The organism is Sphingobium naphthae, from assembly GCF_043589935.1.
GTDB lineage: Bacteria > Pseudomonadota > Alphaproteobacteria > Sphingomonadales > Sphingomonadaceae > Sphingobium > Sphingobium naphthae_A.
This window is the reverse complement of record NZ_CP171454.1, coordinates 2189329-2206198: the sequence shown is the minus strand read 5'-3', so window position 1 is coordinate 2206198 and position 16870 is coordinate 2189329. Positions and strand designations below refer to the sequence as shown.

At 62.5% G+C, this 16870-nt stretch carries 9 protein-coding genes, 3 tRNA genes and 3 rRNA genes; 10 read left to right on the top strand and 5 right to left on the bottom strand.

What is annotated here, in order from left to right; all coding sequences use genetic code 11:
* Positions 1-188 precede the first annotated feature (188 nt).
* Both pheS and pheT read left to right on the top strand, forming a co-directional pair.
* Positions 189-1325, top strand: coding sequence for a phenylalanine--tRNA ligase subunit alpha (gene pheS / locus ACGGKE_RS10985; protein WP_394437781.1), 1137 nt, complete (start codon positions 189-191; stop codon positions 1323-1325).
* Positions 1322-3739 (top strand): phenylalanine--tRNA ligase subunit beta, encoded by a 2418-nt coding sequence (pheT, locus tag ACGGKE_RS10980; RefSeq protein ID WP_394437779.1) that lies wholly within the window; start codon positions 1322-1324, stop codon positions 3737-3739. Before pheS ends, pheT begins: the two co-directional genes overlap by 4 nt.
* A gap of 98 nt (positions 3740-3837) precedes the next feature.
* Here the strand turns inward: pheT and ACGGKE_RS10975 are convergent, their stop codons facing one another.
* Positions 3838-4230 (bottom strand): acyl-CoA thioesterase, encoded by a 393-nt coding sequence (locus ACGGKE_RS10975; RefSeq protein ID WP_394437777.1) that lies wholly within the window; start codon positions 4228-4230, stop codon positions 3838-3840.
* Positions 4223-4522, bottom strand: coding sequence for a hypothetical protein (locus tag ACGGKE_RS10970; protein ID WP_394437775.1), 300 nt, complete (start codon positions 4520-4522; stop codon positions 4223-4225). Before ACGGKE_RS10970 ends, ACGGKE_RS10975 begins: the two co-directional genes overlap by 8 nt.
* Positions 4523-4655: 133 nt before the next feature.
* On the opposite strand from ACGGKE_RS10970, the gene ACGGKE_RS10965 reads away from it, so the two are divergent.
* Positions 4656-5084, top strand: a complete 429-nt coding sequence (locus ACGGKE_RS10965; RefSeq protein ID WP_394437773.1) for a CBS domain-containing protein — start codon at positions 4656-4658, stop codon at positions 5082-5084.
* A 44-nt stretch (positions 5085-5128) separates the two neighbouring features.
* Here the strand turns inward: ACGGKE_RS10965 and ACGGKE_RS10960 are convergent, their stop codons facing one another.
* The gene (locus tag ACGGKE_RS10960) at positions 5129-6616 is read right to left on the bottom strand and encodes a lipopolysaccharide biosynthesis protein (RefSeq protein ID WP_394437771.1); all 1488 of its coding nucleotides are present in this window, start codon (positions 6614-6616) and stop codon (positions 5129-5131) included.
* Between the two features lie 445 nt (positions 6617-7061).
* Between ACGGKE_RS10960 and ACGGKE_RS10955 the strand changes: the two genes are divergently transcribed.
* The 6 genes from ACGGKE_RS10955 to ACGGKE_RS10930 all read left to right on the top strand — a co-directional run bounded on the left by ACGGKE_RS10955 (position 7062) and on the right by ACGGKE_RS10930 (position 12720).
* Positions 7062-8548, top strand: a 16S ribosomal RNA gene (locus ACGGKE_RS10955).
* Positions 8549-8805: 257 nt separating this feature from the next.
* Positions 8806-8882, top strand: a tRNA-Ile gene (locus ACGGKE_RS10950).
* A gap of 149 nt (positions 8883-9031) precedes the next feature.
* A tRNA-Ala gene (locus ACGGKE_RS10945) sits at positions 9032-9107 on the top strand.
* Positions 9108-9428: 321 nt separating this feature from the next.
* A 23S ribosomal RNA gene (locus ACGGKE_RS10940) occupies positions 9429-12226 on the top strand.
* Positions 12227-12344: 118 nt separating this feature from the next.
* Positions 12345-12459 (top strand): 5S ribosomal RNA (gene rrf / locus ACGGKE_RS10935).
* Together the 16S, 23S and 5S rRNA genes with 3 tRNA genes alongside form the textbook arrangement of a ribosomal RNA operon.
* Before the next feature lie 184 nt (positions 12460-12643).
* Positions 12644-12720 (top strand) — tRNA-Met (locus tag ACGGKE_RS10930).
* A 182-nt stretch (positions 12721-12902) separates the two neighbouring features.
* Here the strand turns inward: ACGGKE_RS10930 and pgeF are convergent.
* Positions 12903-13664 (bottom strand): peptidoglycan editing factor PgeF, encoded by a 762-nt coding sequence (gene pgeF, locus ACGGKE_RS10925; protein WP_394437769.1) that lies wholly within the window; start codon positions 13662-13664, stop codon positions 12903-12905.
* Between the two features lie 126 nt (positions 13665-13790).
* Between pgeF and ACGGKE_RS10920 the strand changes: the two genes are divergently transcribed.
* Positions 13791-15371, top strand: a complete 1581-nt coding sequence (locus ACGGKE_RS10920; protein ID WP_394437767.1) for an amino acid permease — start codon at positions 13791-13793, stop codon at positions 15369-15371.
* 59 nt (positions 15372-15430) lie between these two features.
* Here the strand turns inward: ACGGKE_RS10920 and ACGGKE_RS10915 are convergent, their stop codons facing one another.
* On the bottom strand, positions 15431-16693 hold the full coding sequence (locus ACGGKE_RS10915) for a multidrug effflux MFS transporter (RefSeq protein ID WP_394437765.1): 1263 nt from the start codon (positions 16691-16693) through the stop codon (positions 15431-15433).
* Positions 16694-16870 lie beyond the last annotated feature (177 nt).

The following is a 16870-nucleotide window of genomic DNA, read 5'->3' as shown; positions in this document are numbered from 1 at the left end:
TACAGCTTGTCGCGGGGCTATACACAAGCGCAAATTCCAGGAAATGAGCCGGACGATAACATGCTTAGCGTGGTTCACCGGACCCAACCCCTGAACGTTGCCGAACATGCGGGTCCGGGCCTTTCCTTGCGCGACATGCCCCGCTAAGGCGCGCCCATGGTTCCGCGACAACGGGCTTTGGAAGACGAATGACCGACATTAGCGCACTGAAAGCCGGCCTGATCGCCGATATCGAGGCTGCCGACACGCTCGACGCGCTGGAGGCGCTGCGCGTCGGGGCGATGGGCAAGAGCGGGGTCATCACCGGCCTGCTCAAGACGCTGGGCCCCATGTCGCCCGAAGAGCGGCTGGAGAAGGGGCCGCCGATCCAGGATTTGCGCGAAAGCGTGACCGCGGCGCTGGCCGACCGGAAGGCGCAGCTCGAGCAGGCGGCGCTCGACGCCCGGCTGGCTTCGGAAAAGGTCGACATGACCCTGCCCGCCGACGGGGGACCGCAGGGCAGCGTCCATCCGGTCAGCCAGGTGATGGACGAGCTGGCGGAGATATTCGCCGACCTCGGCTTCTCTGTCGCCACCGGGCCGGAGATCGAGGACGACTGGCACAATTTCACCGCGCTCAACATTCCCGAAACGCACCCGGCGCGCGCCATGCACGACACCTTCTATTTCCCCGACGAGACGGGATCGGACGAAGCGGCGCCTGCGGCAGAAGGGCCGGACCAGGCCGGGCGCAAGAAGATGCTGCTGCGCACCCACACGTCGCCGGTGCAGATTCGCACGATGATGACCCAGGCGCCGCCGATCCGCATCATCGCGCCGGGCCGCGTCTATCGCAGCGACAGCGACGCGACGCACACGCCGATGTTCCACCAGATCGAGGGGCTGGTGATCGACAAGGGCATCACGCTCGGGCACCTCAAATGGACGCTGGAAACCTTCCTCAAGGCCTTTTTCGAGCGCGAGGACATCGTGCTGCGGCTGCGCCCCAGCTACTTCCCCTTCACCGAGCCTTCGGTCGAGGTCGATGTCGGCTATACGCTGGTCAACGGCCAGCGCATCATCGGCGGTGATGGCGATGCGGCCGGCGGCGGCTGGCTGGAAGTGCTGGGCAGCGGCATGGTCAACCGCCGCGTGATCGAAGCGTGCGGCCTTGATCCCGATGAATGGCAGGGCTTCGCCTTCGGCACCGGCGTCGACCGCCTCGCCATGCTGAAATATGGGATGAACGACTTGCGCGCTTTCTTCGACGGCGACCTGCGCTGGCTGAAACATTATGGCTTTTCGGCCCTGGACGTGCCGACGCTGAGCGGGGGAGTGGGCGCATGAAGTTCACGCTGAGCTGGCTCAAGACGCATCTCGACACCGATGCGGATCTGCCGACGATCCTCAAGACGCTGAACGCCATCGGCCTGGAGGTCGAGGGCGTCGAAAATCCGGCCGAGAAACTCGCCGGGTTCCGAATCGCGAAGGTGCTGACCGCCGACAAGCATCCGCAGGCCGACAAGCTGCAGGTGCTGACCATCGATCATGGCGACGGACAGCCGCTGCAGGTCGTCTGCGGCGCGCCCAATGCCCGCGCCGGGCTGGTCGGCGTGTTCGGGGTCGAGGGCGCAGTGGTGCCGTCCAACGGCATGGTGCTGAAGAAGACCGCGATCCGCGGCGTCGAATCCAACGGCATGATGTGTTCGACGCGCGAGCTGGAACTGGGCGACGATCATGACGGGATCATCGAACTCAGCCCCGATGCGCCGGTCGGCCGCGTGTATGCCGACTGGGCTGGCCTTGACGATCCGGTCATCGACGTGTCGGTGACGCCCAACCGGCAGGATTGCATGGGCGTGCGCGGCATTGCACGCGACTTGGCGGCGGCGGGCCTGGGCACGCTCAACGCCATCATCGTGCCGACGATCGCGGGCGTCGGGCCGGGGCCGGACGTGCGCATCGAGGACAGCGACGGCTGCCCCGCCTTCTTCGCGCGCACCGTGCGCGGCGTCACCAATGGCGCGTCGCCCGACTGGATGAGCCGGCGGCTCAAGGCGATCGGCCAGAAGCCGATCAGCGCATTGGTCGACATCACCAACTACATCATGATCGACCTGGGCCGGCCGCTGCACGTCTATGACTTGGCGACGCTGAAGGGCGGCCTGGTCGCGCGCAAGGGCCGCAGCGGCGAGCAGGTTCTGGCGCTCAACGGCAAGACCTATACTGTCGATGAAAACATGACCGTCATCGCCGACGAGCAAGCCGTGCACGATATTGGCGGCATCATGGGCGGCGAACATTCGGGCGCGCAGGACGGCACGAGGGACGTGCTGATCGAATGCGCCTATTTCACGCCCGAGCGGATTGCCGTCACCGGCCAGGCGCTGGCGCTCACGTCCGACGCGCGCAGCCGGTTCGAGCGCGGCGTCGATCCCGCCTTCCTGGACGATGGCCTGTCGATCGCGACCGACCTGGTGGTGCGGCTGTGCGGCGGCAGCCCGAGCGAAGCGACGCGCGCCGGCACCCCGCCCGCGACGCTGCGGACGGTGGCCTATGCCCCCGACCAGTGCCTGGCGCTGGCCGGGGTGGAGGTGCCCGCCGATCAGCAGAAGCGCATCCTCGAAAGCCTGGGCTTTGGCGTGGCGGGCGACGCGCACAGCGTCGAATATCAGGATGGCATGCCGGTCAGCGTGCCGGGCCACTGGACCGTCACCGTGCCCAGCTGGCGCCGGGACGTCGATGGCTGGCCCGACATTGTCGAGGAAGTGGTGCGCATCGTCGGGCTCGACCATGTGCCCTCCACCCCGCTGCCGCGCGCGCCGGGCGTCGCTCGCCCGACCGCGACGCCCGAACAGCTGGTCGAGCGCCGCGTACGCCGCACCGCCGCCGCGCGCGGGCTGGCGGAAGCGATCAACTGGTCCTTCCTCTCGGAAAAGGAGGCCGCGGCCGTGGGCGGCGGCGACTGGACGCTGGCCAACCCGATTTCCGAGGATCTGAAAGTGATGCGGCCCTCGCTGCTGCCGGGCCTCCTGTCCGCGACGAAGCGCAATGTCGATCGCAGCGCGACGTCGGTGCGCCTGTTTGAACTGGGCCGGCGCTATTTCAAGCAGGGCGAGCGGGCGACGGTCGGCTTCGTGCTGGCGGGCGAGAAGGTCGCGCGCGGCTGGCGAACCGGCAAGGCGCAGCCGTTCGACGCCTTCGACGCCAAGGCCGAGGTGATCGCGCTGCTGGCGGCTGCGGGCGCGCCGGTCGGCAACCTCCAGAGCTTGGGCGACGCGTCGGGCGCCTATCATCCCGGCCAGTCCGGCACGTTGCGGCTGGGCCCCAAGGCAGTGCTCGCCGAATATGGCGTGCTGCACCCCAATTTGGCGCGGCAGTTCGGCCTGACCGGAGCCGTGGTGGCGGGCGAGATCTTCCTCGACGCCATTCCGGCCAGGCGCAAGAGCGGCGCATTGCGCGCGCCTTATGCGCCGCCCGCACTGCAGACGGTGAAGCGCGATTTCGCCTTCCTGGTGCCCGATGCGGTCGAAGCCGACGCGCTGGTCCGCGCGGTGCGGGGCGCGGACAAGAAGGTGATCGTCGACGCGCGCCTGTTCGATGTTTTCGTGGGGCCGGGTGTCGAGGACGGGCACAAGTCGCTCGCCATCGAAGTCACGCTGCAGCCCGGCGAGAAGAGCTTTTCGCAGGAAGAGCTGGAAACGATCAGCGCCGCGGTGGTGAAGGCCGCGGCCAAGCTCGGCGCGACCTTGCGAAGCTGAGCCGCCGGTCAGTCGACCTGCGGTCTCTGGATTGCAGGAGGCTGGCTCTGACAATTGGTGAAAATGGGGCGATGCCGGCGCATCGCTCCTTTTTCTGGTCATGGCTCGTCTTGCGGCAGGGGCCTGGGTCGATGATTGGCGTCCAGCGCCACGAAGGTGTAGACCCCGCTGGTCAACTCGATCTGCTGCTGCGCGATCCCGCGGGTGGCGACGACATCGATGCGGATCGCGATCGACGTGCGGCCGCGCCGCTCCTCGCGCGCATAGACCGACACGATATCGCCCAGCAGGATCGGCGTGATGAACTTCATGCTCTCGATCGCCACCGTGGCGACCGGCCCCTGCGCCAGCCGATGCGCGACGATGCCTCCGGCTATGTCCATCTGGCTCAGCACCCAGCCGCCGAAGATATGGCCATTGGCGTTGATGTCCGCCAGGCGCGGCATCACGCGCAGCACCACTTCGCCCCTGTCGCTTCCTGTCTTACTCATCCAGCGGCACCTCGTCCTTCAGCCTGTCCATCACCTGTTCGTCATGCCCGGTTCCGCTCGACAGGAAGGTGAGCGCCATCAGCCCGGTCCCCAGCATGAAGGTCAGCCATACGCCCAATATGGTGGCGATGGCCATGTGGATCGGCAGCGCGCCCGTCCACCAATAGAGAAACAGCAGCGCCGCCGCGACACAGCCGAGCCCGCCGATCGCCATCCATCCCATGATCCGGCGGAACCGGGCCCAGGCGGTCGCCGCAATCTGCGGGTCATCGAGCGCGTCCTTGCGTGTCATCCCTTTCCTTTGGGGTGCGATCGTGGGATCATCAAGCACCGGATGCGCATTGAGCCCTGCATAATGGCCGAACGCCGGACGCGCGACGGAAGCAAGGAACCGGCCAGTGCAGGCGAAGCTAGGAGAGCAGGCCATGACCATTGCAGCGATTTTGCAGCGCAAGGGAAGCGACGTCATCCAGGTGCAGCCTACGGACAGCGTCCTCACCGCCGTCCGGTTGCTCGCCGAGCAGCGAATCGGCTGCGTTCCCGTGGTCGCGGACGGCAAGGTGGTGGGTATCTTCTCCGAGCGCGACCTTGTCTATCGCGTCGCGCAGGACGGACCCTCGGCGCTCGATCACAGCGTGGGCGAGGTGATGACCGCGCCCGCCATCACCATTGATGACCGGACGCCGGTGATGCACGGCCTCTCGCTGATGACCAAGCGGCGCATCCGCCACTTGCCCGTGGTGGTCGATGGCGTGCTGGCGGGCATGATCTCGATCGGCGATCTCGTCAAATTCCGTATCGACAGCATCGAATCGGAAGCGGCGGCAATGCGCGATTATATCCAGACCGCCTGATCCGGACTGCCTGATCCCGCCCGTCAGCCGCAGACATGGGCGAGTCAGGCCGCGGCCTGCACCGGCGGCCTGCGGCGAATCACCAGCGCGACCAGTTCCTTCATTGTGGCGCGCGCGCAGAGCAGCAGGGCGGCCAGGAAGGCGATGCCGCCCGCCGGCACCAGGATGGCGAGGCGCAGCGGCGCCGCCAGCGGGGGCAGAAGGCCGTCGATCGCCATCACGACAGCGGCCATCAGCACCGAACAGCCAAGCCCGGGCGCCGCCGCCAGCGCCAGATCTGCCAAACGCAACCCCATCGGCGCGCCGGCGAGTCGCGCGGTCACCAGCGTCAGCAGCGGAAAGGCCGCCAGCCACGCCCAGGCCAGACCGATCGCGCCGAAGCGGATGCCGATCAGGAAGGCGGCGGGCATCAGCACCGCGCCTACCGCTGCGACTCGCGCCGTGGTGCCCGGCCGCCCCAGCGCATTGCTGACCGGGGCGAACATCACCTGCAGCGTCATGAACGGCATCGCCAGCGCCAGGATGGTGACGAACGGCGCCATGGCAAGCCATTTGCGGCCGAACAGGGTCTCGACCAGCGGCGCCGCCGTCACCGCCATGCCCAGGTAAATGGGACAGGTCAGCAACAGCAGCAGCTTCACTGCCTTGCAGAAGGACCAGGATACGCGCCGCAGATCCTTCTGCATCCGCGCATAGGCGGGAAAGGCGACGTCATTGAGCGGCGGCACGAACTTGCTGACGAAAATCTGCGTCAGGAACAGCGCTTCGGCGTAGAGGCCCAGCGCATGGGGATCGAGCACGCGCCCGCCGATGAAGATGTCGGCCTGGCTCTGCACGATCCAGAACAGCTGCCCGCCCAGCAGCGACGCGCCGTAGGCGACCATCGCGCCGGTCCCGCGAAAATCGAAGCTGGGAATGGGCCGGAAGCCGGTGGCGAGCACATAGCCCGCCGCCTTGACCCAGAAGCCCGCGATCGGCGCCCAGACCAGCGTCCATACGCCCCAATCCGACAGCGCGCCCGTCAGCGCGACCCCGGCCGACGCCGCCGCGGCGATCAGGTTGACGAGCGCGGGGCGCTTGAAATCGAGCGCCCGGCCCATGATCGCCTCGGGAATCGAGATAAAGGGGGTGGAGAGATAGAGCAGCGCCTGCACCCGCAGCAGGTCGGCGACCACCGGCTGGTCATAATAGTCGGCGGCGAGCGGTGCGATGGCGAGCTGCGCCAGCGCCAGCGCCCCGTTCAGCAGCAGCATGATGCCAAAGGCCTGGCGCAGCCGGTGCGGCTCGACCGTTTCCGACTGGACCAGCGCGCTCACCAGCCCATAGCCGTTGAGGAAGGTGGCGAAATTCAGGATCACCTGGGTCATGGCGAACAGGCCATAGTCCGCCGGATCGAGCAGGCGGATGACGGCCAGCGTCACCACCCAGCTCATGATCTGCGACAGGATCTGGCTGCCCGATCGCCAGAAGATCGCGCTCCTGATCCGCGCGCCAAAGCCCGCGTCCTGCGCATCGGCATCCTGCAAACCCATCTTGTCCTTCGTCCCCGGTCCTGCTCGTCTGGCTTTCCGCCTCTACCAGCGAACCTCCCAAAAATTTCTGAAATAAAATTGCAAAAAGGGTTTGACGGTTCGGAAAGTCCCCCATATATGCCGCCTCACCGGACGGGACGCCGCCTTGAACGAGGCGCTGATCGGACGGTCGCCAACATTTGCGGGACACTCTCCCTCGGAAGCAGTTTCGAGGAAGGTCAGCTGTCTCCTAAGGGTGTCGGTTCTTTGACATTGTAGTTTAGATGAAGGGACATGTGGGCGGCGGCTCGGTGTCTGGCGTGCTTTAGGGCGTCGGGTATCGTAAAGCTTAAGCCAGTTCATATGTCTCAATACATATCCACAGTATATGTAATGTGCAGGAATTGGCTCCTAGAGAATGAGCGGTTTTGGTTGGGATTATTCCTCCTGGCTGAAATCGGACATCAAACTTGAGAGTTTGATCCTGGCTCAGAACGAACGCTGGCGGCATGCCTAATACATGCAAGTCGAACGAGATCTTCGGGTCTAGTGGCGCACGGGTGCGTAACGCGTGGGAATCTGCCCTTGGGTTCGGAATAACGTCGGGAAACTGACGCTAATACCGGATGATGACGTAAGTCCAAAGATTTATCGCCCAGGGATGAGCCCGCGTAGGATTAGCTAGTTGGTGGGGTAAAGGCCTACCAAGGCGACGATCCTTAGCTGGTCTGAGAGGATGATCAGCCACACTGGGACTGAGACACGGCCCAGACTCCTACGGGAGGCAGCAGTAGGGAATATTGGACAATGGGGGCAACCCTGATCCAGCAATGCCGCGTGAGTGATGAAGGCCTTAGGGTTGTAAAGCTCTTTTACCAGAGATGATAATGACAGTATCTGGGGAATAAGCCCCGGCTAACTCCGTGCCAGCAGCCGCGGTAATACGGAGGGGGCTAGCGTTGTTCGGAATTACTGGGCGTAAAGCGCACGTAGGCGGCGATTTAAGTCAGAGGTGAAAGCCCGGGGCTCAACCCCGGAACTGCCTTTGAGACTGGATTGCTTGAATCCGGGAGAGGTGAGTGGAATTCCGAGTGTAGAGGTGAAATTCGTAGATATTCGGAAGAACACCAGTGGCGAAGGCGGCTCACTGGACCGGCATTGACGCTGAGGTGCGAAAGCGTGGGGAGCAAACAGGATTAGATACCCTGGTAGTCCACGCCGTAAACGATGATAACTAGCTGCCGGGGCACATGGTGTTTCGGTGGCGCAGCTAACGCATTAAGTTATCCGCCTGGGGAGTACGGTCGCAAGATTAAAACTCAAAGGAATTGACGGGGGCCTGCACAAGCGGTGGAGCATGTGGTTTAATTCGAAGCAACGCGCAGAACCTTACCAACGTTTGACATCCTCATCGCGATTTCCAGAGATGGATTTCTTCAGTTCGGCTGGATGAGTGACAGGTGCTGCATGGCTGTCGTCAGCTCGTGTCGTGAGATGTTGGGTTAAGTCCCGCAACGAGCGCAACCCTCGCCTTTAGTTGCCAGCATTGAGTTGGGTACTCTAAAGGAACCGCCGGTGATAAGCCGGAGGAAGGTGGGGATGACGTCAAGTCCTCATGGCCCTTACGCGTTGGGCTACACACGTGCTACAATGGCGACTACAGTGGGCAGCGACCTCGCGAGGGGGAGCTAATCTCCAAAAGTCGTCTCAGTTCGGATTGTTCTCTGCAACTCGAGAGCATGAAGGCGGAATCGCTAGTAATCGCGGATCAGCATGCCGCGGTGAATACGTTCCCAGGCCTTGTACACACCGCCCGTCACACCATGGGAGTTGGATTCACTCGAAGGCGTTGAGCTAACCGCAAGGAGGCAGGCGACCACAGTGGGTTTAGCGACTGGGGTGAAGTCGTAACAAGGTAGCCGTAGGGGAACCTGCGGCTGGATCACCTCCTTTCTAAGGATCGTGACGAAAGCGTCAGCCCTTGAGGCTGAAAGAGCTTCGTCATTTCCGCAGAACATTAGCCGCCGTCCTCATGTCCCTTCATCACTGGAAATGATCCTTAACCACAGGATCAGGCCTGAGCTGTGCCCTTTTGGGTGTTGAGCCTCGAGCCCGCAGGGCTCGCAAGCGCGAACGCGCGTCCGAGCTTATGCGAGGAAAGCCAAGCCGACAGATGTCGGCGCCGGCGCTTGAGGCCAACAAACAAATCCGGGCCGGTAGCTCAGGTGGTTAGAGCGCACGCCTGATAAGCGTGAGGTCGGAGGTTCAACTCCTCCCCGGCCCACCAGCCTGCTGCGCAGGCTGGAGTCTTTGATGGGTGCTCAGGCGCCGCCGAACGCATCCGCGTTCTTGGCTTTTCGCCGCATATGCGGCGGCGGCCGGTCGGCCTTGCGAAGGCTTCGCCTTCGTTGGTGCATGTCATCGACGTAACGGTGAGGGGCCTTAGCTCAGCTGGGAGAGCGGTTGCTTTGCAAGCATCAGGTCATCGGTTCGATCCCGATAGGCTCCACCAATTTTGCGGTTCAAGAAAATGTCCGGGGGACATTTTCCCGCAAAATTCCCGAGCGCAAGCGAGGGCTGCGCGGCATATTTTCCAGAGATGAAGAGTAGCGGTTTGCCGGACTTGTCCGGCGATATGGCCCACTTGTGTGGGCTTCTTTGACATTGTGAATGGGTTTTTTAATCGATGCCGTGGTGCGGCGCCGGTTGGTCGAGAGGGTTGTGAGATCCTCGGGGTTGGCAGGTGTTCGTAATCACAAATATATCTGGCTGAGTTAATGACCACATATGCCGGGACGATCCGTCAGGGTTGTCGTTGGTGGTGTGGGCTCTCAAGCGTGAGGTAAGGGCATCTGGTGAATGCCTTGGCATGTACAGGCGATGAAGGACGTGGCACGCTGCGATAAGCGTGGGGGAGCTGTGAGCAAGCTTTGATCCCGCGATTTCCGAATGGGACAACCCACCTTCACCATTTAAGGTCTGCCCAGCAGAGATGCTGGTCGGGCGTTAAATGGGAGAGGTATCACTAAGCTGAATAAAATAGGCTTTGGTGAAGCGAACCCGGAGAACTGAAACATCTCAGTACCCGGAGGAAAAGACATCAACCGAGATTCCGTTAGTAGTGGCGAGCGAACGCGGACCAGGCCAGCGCCTGGCACTTAATTAGCAGAACGATCTGGAAAGTTCGGCCATAGCGGGTGACAGCCCCGTATGCGAAAATGAAGTGTCAGGACTTGAGTAGGGCGGAGCACGTGAAACTCTGTCTGAACATGGGGGGACCACCCTCCAAGCCTAAATACTCGTACATGACCGATAGCGAACCAGTACCGTGAGGGAAAGGTGAAAAGCACCCCGATGAGGGGAGTGAAACAGTACCTGAAACCGGATGCCTACAAGCAGTTGGAGGGCTCTTGAAGCCTGACAGCGTACCTCTTGCATAATGGGTCTGTGACTTAGTGTATCGAGCAAGCTTAAGCCGTTAGGTGTAGGCGCAGCGAAAGCGAGTCTGAACAGGGCGACCATGAGTTCGATGCATTAGACCCGAAACCCGGCGATCTAGGCATGACCAGGCTGAAGGTGCGGTAACACGCACTGGAGGGCCGAACCGTTTAATGTTGAAAAATTATCGGATGAGTTGTGTTTAGGGGTGAAAGGCCAATCAAGCCGGGAAATAGCTGGTTCTCCGCGAAATCTATTGAGGTAGAGCGTCGGATGATTGCCGTTGGGGGTAGAGCACTGGATGGATGCGGGGGTCGCGAGATCTACCAATTCTAACCAAACTCCGAATACCAACGAGTCTAGTCCGGCAGACAGACGGCGGGTGCTAAGGTCCGTCGTCAAAAGGGAAACAGCCCTAACCTACAGCTAAGGTCCCCAAGTCACGTCTAAGTGGGAAAGCATGTGGGATTTCCAAAACAACCAGGAGGTTGGCTTAGAAGCAGCCATCCTTTAAAGAAAGCGTAACAGCTCACTGGTCTAAACAAGAGATCCTGCGGCGAAGATGTAACGGGGCTCAAGACGTGCACCGAAGCTTAGGGTTCAGTCCTTTGGACTGAGCGGTAGCGGAGCGTTCCGTAGGCCGTTGAAGCGGGAGGGTAACCGACCGTGGAGGTATCGGAAGTGCGAATGCAGACATGAGTAGCGATTAAGAGGGTGAGATGCCCTCTCGCCGAAATTCCAAGGGTTCCTGCTTAAAGCTAATCTGAGCAGGGTAAGCCGGCCCCTAAGACGAGCCCGAAGGGGGTAGTCGATGGGAACCACGTTAATATTCGTGGGCCTGGTGGTGTGTGACGGATGGCGTAACTTGTTCGGCCTTATTGGATTGGTCCGGGCAGGGAAGTTGTCCCAGGAAATAGCCCCACCGTATAGACCGTACCCTAAACCGACACAGGTGGAATGGTAGAGTATACCAAGGCGTTTGAGAGAAGTATCCTGAAGGAACTCGGCAAATTGCCTCCGTACCTTCGGAAGAAGGAGGCCCCACATATGCGCAAGCACTTGTGGGGGGCACAGGCCAGGGGGTAGCGACTGTTTAGCAAAAACACAGGGCTCTGCTAAGTCGGCTTCAAGACGACGTATAGGGCCTGACGCCTGCCCGGTGCCTGAAGGTTAAGAGGAGGAGTGCAAGCTCTGAATTGAAGCCCAGGTAAACGGCGGCCGTAACTATAACGGTCCTAAGGTAGCGAAATTCCTTGTCGGGTAAGTTCCGACCTGCACGAATGGCGTAACGACTTCCCCACTGTCTCCAGGATATGCTCAGCGAAATTGAATTCTCCGTGAAGATGCGGAGTACCCGCGGTTAGACGGAAAGACCCCGTGCACCTTTACTGCAGCTTCAGAGTGGCATTAGGAAAGAACTGTGTAGCATAGGTGGGAGGCTTTGAAGCGATGACGCCAGTTGTCGTGGAGCCATAGGTGAAATACCACCCTGTTGTTTTCTGATGTCTAACCTCGCACCGTCATCCGGTGCAGGGACCCTCTGTGGCGGGTAGTTTGACTGGGGCGGTCGCCTCCTAAAGAGTAACGGAGGCGCGCGATGGTGGGCTCAGGACGGTTGGAAACCGTCTGTTAGAGTGCAATGGCATAAGCCCGCCTGACTGCGAGACTGACAAGTCGAGCAGAGACGAAAGTCGGTCATAGTGATCCGGTGGTCCCTCGTGGAAGGGCCATCGCTCAACGGATAAAAGGTACGCCGGGGATAACAGGCTGATGATTCCCAAGAGCTCATATCGACGGAATCGTTTGGCACCTCGATGTCGGCTCATCACATCCTGGGGCTGGAGCAGGTCCCAAGGGTTTGGCTGTTCGCCAATTAAAGTGGTACGTGAGCTGGGTTCAGAACGTCGCGAGACAGTTTGGTCCCTATCTGCCGTGGGCGTCGAAATTTGAGAGGAGTTGACCCTAGTACGAGAGGACCGGGTTGAACATGCCTCTGGTGTACCTGTCGTCCTGCCAAGGGCGCAGCAGGGTAGCTATGCATGGACGGGATAACCGCTGAAAGCATCTAAGCGGGAAGCCTCCCTCAAGATAAGATTTCATCGAGCCGTGATAGACCATCACGTTGATAGGTCGGATGTGGAAGCGCAGTAATGCGTGGAGCTAACCGATCCTAATTGCTCTGTTCGCGCTTAAGGGCCCCACCATCAACGACAGCTCTGATCTGTCGCCAGATGGCGGTCGTGAAAGCAGCCAGATATCAAGATAAAGTCCGCACGGGCATCGATTAAACCCAAAAGCGCCAGCTCCATTGCTTGGTGACCATAGCGTCAGTGACCCACCCGATCCCATCCCGAACTCGGCCGTGAAACCTGACTGCGCCGATGGTACTGTGGCTCAAGCCCCGGAAGAGTAGGGCGTCGCCAGGCATTGAAGCTCGCGCTTTTGACAATAAACCCATTCACACCCCTCCCGGGCAAAACGCCAACGGGCCGCAAGGCCCGCAAGGCCAAATGGCCGCCCGGACCCGGCATCAGCCGGGGAGGACAGCCCAAGGATGCGCCCAAAAACATGGATGCATCCGCCGGCGACTGAGGACCGGATATACCACGGCGCGGGATGGAGCAGCCCGGTAGCTCGTCAGGCTCATAACCTGAAGGTCGCAGGTTCAAATCCTGCTCCCGCAACCAAATCCCCCAAGCAGCACATAGCCACAGGCCAACAGCCCAAAGGACTGGGCGTCGTAGCGTCATCGCCCCACGCGAAAAACCTCAAGAGCTGCGGCACATATGTCGTCCCCATCGGGCGAGTTATCCACACAGACCGACCTTCAGCAACCAGGCGCGTCTTTCGCACCCGCCACTCTGCGCCCTCACGCGGGCACCCCGATCATCGACATCTGCCGGCCATAGCCCGGCTCGCCCAGATGACAGGAACGGCGATAGCTGAAGAAGCGATCGGGCTGCGCATAGGTGTCCTCGTCCAGCATCTCCACCCGCGCCACCCCCGCCGCCGCCAGGCGCGCCGCCACATAGCCGCCAATGTCGAACTGCAGATGCCCCGCACGACCCGACGAAAAATACCGCCCATTCTCCCCAGCCCCAGCCTCGAAACGAAGCGCGAAATCCTCCGTCACTTCATAGGAGGCGCGCCCGATGCAGGGCCCGATGGCCGCCACGATGCGGTCGCGCGCCGCGCCGATCCGCTCCATCGCCGCCAGCGTGGCGTCGGTGACGCCGCCGATCGCGCCCTTCCACCCCGCATGCGCCGCGCCGACCACGCCCGCCTGGATGTCGGCGAACAGCACCGGCACGCAATCGGCGGTCAATATGCCCAGCAGCAGGCCTGGGCGGTCCGTCACCAGCGCATCCGCCTCCGGCCGTTCATCTTCGGCGAAGGGCGCAGTGACGATTTCCGCGCGCGCCGAATGGACTTGCCGCACCGTGACCAGTTGTGCGCCCGGCAGCACGGCATCGCGCGCCAGGTCGCGGTTGCGCAGGATGGCCGCGCGGTCGTCATCCGATCCCAGTCCCACGTTCAGCCCCGCATAAAGGCCGGTGGAAACGCCGCCCCGCCGTCCGGCAAAGCCGTGCGGCACCGCGCGCAGCAGCTGCGCCTTCACCAGTTCGACCATGTCGTTCCTTTCATGTCATGACCGCGCAACATACTTGCGCCCGCCGGATTAGGCGATAGTCTCCCCTCCCCATAAGCAAAAGGGGTGCGTCCGGTGGCGTGCCGGGCTAAGGGAATAGAGGTCTTCATGATATTCGGGCGCGTAAAGCCTCTGGACGCCATATTGGCGACGGCGGAAAAGAAATCACTGCATCGATCGCTGGGGGCGTTCCAGCTTACCATGCTGGGCATCGGCGCGGTTATCGGCACGGGCATCTTCGTGCTGACGGCCGAAGCCGCGCAGAAGGCGGGGCCGGGCATGATGCTCTCCTTCGTCATTGCCGGCTTCGTCTGCGCCGTGGCGGCGCTTTGCTACGCCGAAATGGCGGCGATGGTCCCGGTTTCGGGATCGGCCTATACCTACAGCTATGCGGTGATGGGGGAACTCATCGCCTGGATGGTCGGCTGGGCGCTGATCCTGGAATATGCGGTGGCCGCAGGCGCCGTGTCGGTGGGCTGGTCCGGCTATGTCGTGGGCCTGATCGAACATACATTTCATTTGGACATCCCCAATTTCCTGACGCGGGGTCCCTATGATGGCGGCGTGGTCAACCTGCCCGCGATGCTGATCGCGGCGCTGGTCACTTGGCTGCTGGTCATCGGCACGAAGGAAAGCGCGACCGTCAACGCGATCCTGGTCGCGATCAAGATGGCGGCGCTCACCCTCTTCATCGTGCTGTCGGTGCCGGTCATGAACATGGACGGTTTCGAGCCGTTCGCGCCGCTCGGCTTTTCGGGCATTTCGGCGGCGGCCGCATCCATCTTCTTCGCCTATGTCGGCTTCGACGCTGTCTCGACCGCCGCGGAGGAAACCAAGAATCCCCAGCGCAACATGCCGATCGGCCTGATCGGCTCGCTCGCCATCTGCACCATCTTCTACATGCTGGTCGCAGCCGGCGTCATCGGCACCGTGGGCGCGCAGCCCGTGACCGCCGGCGGCATCCCGATCGCGCAGGGCGGAATCGCGCTGGCGCCGGGTTCCACCGAATTGTCGCAGCAATGCGCCGCGCTCGCCGCTGCGGGCAATGAAGCGGTCACCTGCTCAAAGGAAGCGCTGGCCTGGACGCTGCGCGAGATCGGCTGGCCGCAGATCGGCAACCTGCTCGGCCTCGCCGCCGGCCTGGCGCTGCCTTCGGTCATCCTGATGATGATGTTCGGCCAGACCCGCATTTTCTTCGTGATGAGCCGCGACGGCCTGTTGCCCGACCTCTTCTCGAAGGTGCATCCCACCTACAAGACGCCGCATGTCATCACCATCCTGACCGGAATCTTCGTCGCTCTGTTCGCCGCCTTCTTCCCGGTGGGCATCCTGGCGGACATTTCGAATTCGGGGACGCTGTTCGCCTTCGCCGCCGTGTCGATCGCTGTCATGGTGCTGCGCCGCACCGATCCGTCGCGCAAGCGGCCCTTCCGCACGCCGGCCATCATGGTCACCGCGCCGATCGCGATCATCGGCTGCATGTATCTGTTCTGGAGCCTGGGCAGCGAAACCAAGCTGATGTTCGTCGGGTGGGCGACCGTGGGCCTGATCGTCTACTTCGCCTATAGCCGCAACCGCAGCCATGTCGGCCGTGGCATCATCGACGTGGCGGAGGATGATGCGGGCATTCCGCCCCAGCCGGTGCCGCCGCTGCCAGGCGCGCATACGCCGGGCGGGCAGGACGCCTGATCCAGCGGGGCGGGCGACCGCCCCGTTTTCGTTTCAGCGGCGCAGGCGGACCAGCCGCCTCAGTGAAAGTCCATGTCCGCGTCGCGCAGCTTGGCGAGATTGGGCCGGGTGAAGAGCTTGCCTCGTTCCGCCCAGACGACGATCAGGAAGGACAGCGTCCCGAACACCAGCAGCCCCAGGGTGAAGGGCAGGGTCGTCCCGTCGAAGGCGCGGCCCACCAGGCTGCCGAGCGCCGCCGACACCGCCGTCGTCAGGAAGGCCTGGAAGGAGGAGGCGACGCCCGCGCCCTTGTGAAACGGCTCCATCGAGATGGCGCTGAAATTGGACGCGGTGAAGGCCACGGTCAGCATGGTCAGCGCCTGCAGCGTCATGAAGCTGGCCAGCGTCTCCCATCCCATCAGGATCACCGCCAGATGGACGGCGGCGATCAGGCAGAAGGCGATGAGCGCGCTCTGGCTCATCCGTCGCGCGCCAAAGCGCTGGACCAGGCGGCTGTTGATCAGGCTGCCGATCCCCATGAAGCCGGCAATAGTGGCAAAGCCGATCGGGAAGATCGCCGCCGCGTCGAACACGTCGAAGAAAATCTGCTGCACCGACAGGATGAAGCCGATGAGGCCGCTCATCACGACGCCGCTCGCCAGCATGTAGCCGATCGAGCTGCGGGTGCGCAGGATGAGGGCGACCGTGGCGAACAGGCCGCGCGCGGTGATCCGCATCCGGTTTTCGGGCGCCAGCGTTTCGGGCAGCCGCACCAGCATCCACAGCAGGATCATGCTGGACAGGATGACCAGCACCCAGAAGATCCAGCGCCATGGCGCCACCCACAGGATCGCCTGCCCGAAACTGGGCGCCATCACCGGGATCAGCATGAACACGGCGAAGATCAGCGACATGACTCGCGCCATGGCGTCGCCGCGAAACCGGTCGCGGATGATGCCGACGGTGATGACCCGGCTCGCCCCCGCGAAGAAGCCGGCGCAGCCGCGACCGACCAGCATCATCGCGAAGCTCTGTGCGCTGGCGCAGGCGATGGAGGACAGGACGAACAGCGCCATCGCGCTGCCCAGCACCGCCTTGCGCCCGAATCGGTCGGACAGCACGCCGAACAGCAGCGATCCGATCCCCAGCCCCATGAAATAGACGCTGATGATCAGCTGCCGGTCATTGGGCTGGGGGATGGACAGATCACGCCCGATGTCGGGCAGGGCCGGCAGCATCGGGTCAATCGACAAGGCGTTCATCGCCATCAGGCACGCGCACAGCAGCACGAATTCGCGGAAATGGATGTCGCGGGGCGGCGATGAAGCGGGACTGTCTGTCATGCAGGGGCTATGGGGGCTCCGCGCAGCCTGCGCCACCCCAAATCCGGCCGCCTCCTCGCCCTTCATCCCTCTGCCCATCATGGTAAATATGCCGTTAACCATTTTTTATTCGGTGATGGGCCAAGGTCTCCCGCGTGAACAAACAAAGGGTCGATCAATTGCTTTAGCGGAATGACG